Origin of the sequence: Aeromonas sp. R10-2, assembly GCF_040908445.1 — a bacterium.
In the GTDB taxonomy this organism is placed as follows: Bacteria; Pseudomonadota; Gammaproteobacteria; order Enterobacterales; family Aeromonadaceae; genus Aeromonas; species Aeromonas veronii.
Map to the genome: position 1 here is coordinate 1 of NZ_JBFODS010000024.1, position 3,710 is coordinate 3,710.

At 48.0% G+C, this 3,710-nt stretch carries 3 protein-coding genes and 1 pseudogene; 3 read left to right on the forward strand and 1 reads right to left on the reverse strand.

The window, feature by feature from the left end:
• The first annotated feature begins 101 nt into the window (after positions 1-101).
• From AB5Y97_RS05675 to AB5Y97_RS05685, 3 genes are all read left to right on the forward strand, one after another.
• Positions 102-1,370, forward strand: a complete 1,269-nt coding sequence (locus AB5Y97_RS05675; RefSeq protein ID WP_041206016.1) for an IS4-like element ISAeme4 family transposase — start codon at positions 102-104, stop codon at positions 1,368-1,370.
• An 86-nt stretch (positions 1,371-1,456) separates the two neighbouring features.
• Positions 1,457-3,034: a hypothetical protein gene (locus AB5Y97_RS05680; RefSeq protein WP_368157360.1), complete on the forward strand. Its 1,578-nt coding sequence runs from the start codon at positions 1,457-1,459 to the stop codon at positions 3,032-3,034.
• A 5-nt stretch (positions 3,035-3,039) separates the two neighbouring features.
• Positions 3,040-3,288 carry a hypothetical protein gene (locus tag AB5Y97_RS05685; RefSeq protein ID WP_368157361.1) on the forward strand — a complete coding sequence of 83 codons (249 nt, stop codon included), beginning with the start codon at positions 3,040-3,042 and terminating at the stop codon, positions 3,286-3,288.
• Here AB5Y97_RS05685 and AB5Y97_RS05690 read toward each other — a convergent pair.
• Positions 3,276-3,710: pseudogene (locus AB5Y97_RS05690) on the reverse strand (IS30-like element ISAs2 family transposase); the annotation flags it as partial. The gene AB5Y97_RS05685 and the pseudogene AB5Y97_RS05690 sit on opposite strands and share 13 nt — an antisense overlap.

Below are 3,710 nucleotides of genomic sequence, written 5' to 3' on the forward strand. Positions count from 1 at the left end.
CATGTACAGGATCTTTAGCAGCAACCAATTGAAATAGATATAAAAATGGCTTCGATTGTGATCTGATTTTATCGCCAAACAAAACCGCCACGCACGAAGCCATGACCATTATCGATGCCAACCACTATCTTGAGCAACTTCTCTCTCCTGCCGAACTCGACCGCATTGCCCGTGACTGCCAATTTTGCTTGCGCAAACGAGCCATTACGCCTGCCATGCTGGTGACTGCACTCTTGCGGGCACTTGGCTGCGACCAGGTCGATGGTATCGCTGGATTGCACCATCATTTCAATGCCTTGCAACTGGTTGATGCCCATCAGGTTTCCTACAAGCCCTTTCACAACCAGTTGCGCAAAGCGTCGTTCGCCCTGTTCATGAAGGCGCTGGTTGAACGGGCTATCGCCTTGCGTATCGGCCAACAGATGAAGACTGCATCCCTTGGCGCATTCAAACAGGTGTTGTTGCAGGATGGTACTTCCTTTGCCGTCCACAAAAGCCTGGCCGAAGTGTTTCCGGGAAGGTTCAAGACCATTAGCCCGGCGGCAATCGAGTGTCATATGCTCATGTCTCTATTGGAGCAAAGTCCAGTTTGCATGCAGGTCTCTGCCGATACGGCGTCAGAGCGCCAGTTCCTGCCTGAGCCCGAGCGGCTCAATAACAGCCTGCTGTTGGCGGACGCGGGTTACATCGATATGGCCTACTTTGCGAAACTAAACGAGGCGGGCGGTTTCTATCTGGTCAGGGGTAGTAAGAGCCTGAACCCGAAGATTATCCGGGCATGGCGCGGTGACGAACGGGAAGTGCCGAAGCTGGCGGGCCTGTCACTCAAGGATGCTGGACGGCGGCACTGTCGGGCAGAGGTACTGGATATGGTGGTGAAATCGGGCAAGTTCGAGTATCGGCTGATCCGACGCTGGTTTGCCGAGGAGAAACGGTTCTGTATCTGGATGACCAATCTGCCACGAGAGGCATGGCCAGCAGAGCGGGTGATGAGCCTGTACCGCTGTCGTTGGCAGGTGGAGCTGCTGTTTAAGGAGTGGAAGTCGCACAACCGGCTCAAGGGCTTTGTGACAGGTCAGAAAGCCATTGCCGAGGGGCTGGTGTGGGCCAGCCTGTTGTCGCTGGTGATGAAAAGACGGGTAGCTCAGACGCTGATGGGGGACGGTTTATCCACACTGAAAGCGGCGAAAAATAGCGGAACCTGGTGGTTCCCGTTATTGGAAGCGGTGGCTCATCGGGTGTTGGTGGAAATAAGAGAGCGTCTGGAATGGGCTGCCGTTTACTTGGCGAAAAATGCCCGTCGAACCAAGCAGCGAAAATCGATACAGAACAGGACCTTAGAAGGAATTTCAAATGAAGTGTTTTCTTAAGGTCCTGTATATGAGTAACCCCATACACCATCGCCGAAAAGGGTGACAAAGATCGCGCCATTCGTATCGCCGCCCTGCTGCAAACCATGCACACAGATGGTGATATCCGCAATGGCATTATCCTGAACCCAGAAGATACCAAAAAGCTCGGCAACCTGAACTTTGATAACGACATTGATTTTGAAACCAGCCTGAATGAAGCCCTGAAACAGGCGCAGATCGACAAAAAAGTGGTTGATACCAAAGCTGCTGAAGTACATATGAATGCCTCGCTGGCCAACGCCAATGGGAAATCTGTTGCTGTAGATAAAGTCCTGCGAAGCCTGCTCGAAGAAAGTCAAGATTGGCAAAAAACCAATTTTGAAGAAAAGCTAGGCTTATATAAAAACATTCTGGAGCAAGAAGAAAGTGTTGAAGGAATGGCTGATCGTGAAATTGTGAAGGCCATCATCACCATGATGGAAATTACTAATGACCCCATAGTCAGCAAGCGCTTTGAGATAGAGCCCTCTTCAGACTCAGCTATAGGATCAGGCTATAAATCGACACTCGCTAAGGTGCTTGATATCATAGTCAACTCAGGTAATGCAGCACTGAGCAACATCAAAGAACAACCAGACCACACTATTGACATTGCTCAACTTATGCATAAATACGCAGTGGAGCTGGAGGCGGTCAGTAATAGCTTAGCAAGTATTACGGACCCTGATTACTTGGCGAAATATGGTGATAGTGATGAATTGACTCTCAGCTTTACACAAGTACAAGAGTTACGAGCTTCTGCTCTGGCAATGGCTGCTGCGATTAATGTCATGGCCTCCTATCAATATGGCTCCCCAAGCCAATATAGAATAAAATGGGAAGATTTGACTCTGGATACGTTCAGCATCACTAATAATTTTGGTGGAACCAACCTCAAGCAGCCTGCTTTTGGCAACGTACAGATCAATGCTGAATACATGAACGTTAACATTAATCCGGAAAGTTTCTTTAAAGACCCAAATTTCTTAGCACTAAATAGCAACCATTCTGAAATATTAGACAAGGCCAAAAAGCAGCTACAGAAAGCTATAGAGCTGACTTTGAAGAGTAACCTTCCTGAGACAGATCACCACCTTGACCGAAATGTGCTGGAAAAACTGCATAAACATCTTGCTGGTGATTCTGAGTTTAAAACGGTTGAGTTGCATGACTACGTGCTAATCAATGATGAGTGGCTTGAAGCTACCTATAATGTAGACTTAAATTTCTATTTCAAAAATGGCCTTGGTCGTAAAGATATGAAGCTTACCACGACAAGCCATTGTAATTTTGATGGTGAGACCATCGGTGAGTATGATATCACCATGTCAAAGGCCCTTGATACTGCCATGTGCAAAGTGGAAAAAGACAAGGTAATGGAAATTTTCCAAAAAATGGATGGTTCCTTCTTCAACATACCTTTTTATGGCATTGGCAATGCTCCTTCACAAAATGGGACTACTATTAATTTTGCCCAAGGCATTGCCATGCAATGGTCTGTTAATATTGATCCAACTGAAGGTGGAAACTTCGATAAAGTATTTATTTCCTGTAAAGGCCGTATTCCTGGATACATGCCAGAACAGGAATGGCAGAATATGCCATGCGCTAAGTTAATATCTAGCACGCTGACCAACATGTAATCAGCGTGACTAAAAGCATTTTATTGATATATCTATTCACCCCGATGGCTCATGCCATCGGGGTTATTTCGCAATATTCAGATTTGCGGCAGTCTTATTTTGATGCTGATGGAAAATTCAAATACCGCATTACTGTCGAGAAATACAACGAAGACTTTTCTACGATAAAATCAGCAAATTGGTTAAGTCTGATGTCAATTAGCCGTTTGCCGCGAATTCAACTTCGAAGTGCGACACTCGCCTATGCCGCCTGACGGTACTCTTCGAATACCTTGACAGGCTGCCTGAATCCGAGACATTTCCGAGGTCGTAGGTTGAGCCACTGCTCCGCTCTCCTGACATCCTCGTCCGTGACCTCTCTCAGGTCTGTTCCCTTTGGGATAAACTGCCTCAACAGCCCATTGCTGTTCTCGTTCAGACCGCGCTCCCACGAAGAGTAAGGGTGCGCAAAGTAAGTCTCGGCACCCAGCGCTTCCTCTATCGCCTTGTGTTCGGCAAACTCGCCGCCGTTGTCAAAGGTGATGGTATGCACCTGCTCGATGTAGGGCGTTAACATCTCGATTATCGCATCCCGCACCACCCCAGCCTGTTTGCTCGCGACCCGCTTGACCAGATAGAGCCGGCTCTTGCGCTCCACCAGGGTGACCAGTGCACCTGTGCCTTGCTTGCCCAGCAC